The sequence below is a fragment of the Microseira wollei NIES-4236 genome, assembly GCF_020521235.1.
Taxonomy (GTDB): Bacteria; Cyanobacteriota; Cyanobacteriia; order Cyanobacteriales; family Aerosakkonemataceae; genus Microseira; species Microseira wollei.
In genome coordinates, this window is the sequence record NZ_BLAY01000420.1 from 1 (window position 1) to 1,610 (window position 1,610).

Annotated in this window: 1 protein-coding gene; it reads left to right on the forward strand. The window is 43.7% G+C overall.

Translation table 11 applies throughout. The features are described 5' to 3' along the window. Window positions 1–250: 250 nt before the first annotated feature. The gene (gene iscB, locus MiSe_RS48935) at window positions 251–1,534 is read left to right on the forward strand and encodes an RNA-guided endonuclease IscB (protein ID WP_226594770.1); all 1,284 of its coding nucleotides are present in this window, start codon (window positions 251–253) and stop codon (window positions 1,532–1,534) included. Window positions 1,535–1,610: the final 76 nt, after the last annotated feature.

Below are 1,610 nucleotides of genomic sequence, written 5' to 3' on the forward strand. Positions count from 1 at the left end.
GTAAACAACCCGCCGCTAAATCGGAGTACCGATTATAGCGGGGGCTTTGAAAGAAGTCCAGAGTTTACCAGACTTAGGTGGCAACACCTACGTTATTGGCAAGAGTTAAAGACCTACCAGGGGATGCGTAGCTAGTCCCCTGCTCTAGAACTAAACGATTAAACAGGCTTAAAGGGTTAAACCAGTGTCGTTTGGATAGTACCGACCAATAACATTGTCGAAGCTAACATTACCCGAAAGGAGGGACTTTATGTCCAAAGTTTTCGTAATTGATACAGACTCTCGACCACTAGATCCAGTCCATCCAGCACAAGCGAGACAGTTGTTACGGAACAAAAAGGCAGCAGTTTATAAACGGTTCCCTTTCACGATTATTTTGAAGGAATCGCGCCCATCATCACCCGTATCCCCATTGAGGCTAAAACTAGATCCAGGCGCAAAAACGACCGGAATTGCATTGATTGACGATGGAACTGGAGAAGTTGTTTTCGCGGCTCAATTGAAACATAGAGGCTTCGCGATTAGAGACGCTTTAACCTCTAGAAGACAGTTAAGGCGTAGTAGAAGAAACCGCAAAACTCGATATCGTAAGCCAAGATTTTTGAATAGAACACGTCCACAGGGTTGGTTGGCTCCCAGCTTGCAAAGTCGAGTTGAAAACATCAGGACTTGGGTTGAAAGATTACGTCGAGTTGCACCAATTACAGCCATTAGTCAAGAGTTAGTGCGCTTGAGCCTGCAGTTAATGCGTAACCCCGATATCCAAGGGAAAGAGTATCAGCAAGGCACTTTGGCTGGTTACGAAACAAGGGAATACCTGTTAGAAAAATGGAATAGACAATGCGCTTATTGCGGCGTCAAAGACGTTCAATTGCAAATAGAACATATTCGTCCAATAGCGAAAGGAGGCGTAGGTGCGATCGCAAACCTGACGTTAAGCTGCTGTAAATGCAACACAAAAAAAGGGACTAAGGACGTTAAAGAATTCCTCAAGAAAGACCCATCTAAATTAGAGAAAATATTGAAACAAGTCTTATCCCCATTGGCAGATACAGCAGCAGTAAACACAACCAGATTCGCGTTGCTAGAGATTTTGAAGTCAACTGGCTTACCAATAGAAACAGGTTCAGGAGGCTTAACAAAGTTTAATCGAAACCAACAGAACCTAGAGAAAACTCACTGGCTAGATGCTGCTTGCGTCGGGAAATCAACACCAGTTATCAATATTAAAGGCGTGAAACCATTGTTGATTACAGCTAACGGTCACGGTACACGCCAATCGTGCCGTACAGATAAATTTGGTTTTCCTAATCGTCACTGTTCTAGGACTAAATTTCATTTTGGTTTTCAAACTGGAGATATTGTTAAAGCAGTTGTTACTAGCGGCAAGAAAGTAGGCGAATACGTAGGTAGAATTGCAACTCGTGCAACTGGAAGCTTCAATGTTTCGACTAAAAATGGGTTAATTCAAGGAATTAGTCACAAAGCTTGCACAGCTATTCACAAAAAGGATGGTTATTCGTATGCGGCATAGACCTTGCCCCTCCTTTCCTCTCACCGCCAAAGGTCGTACCGTTATGGCGGGAGTCTCCAGGAGGGAAGACAGATGA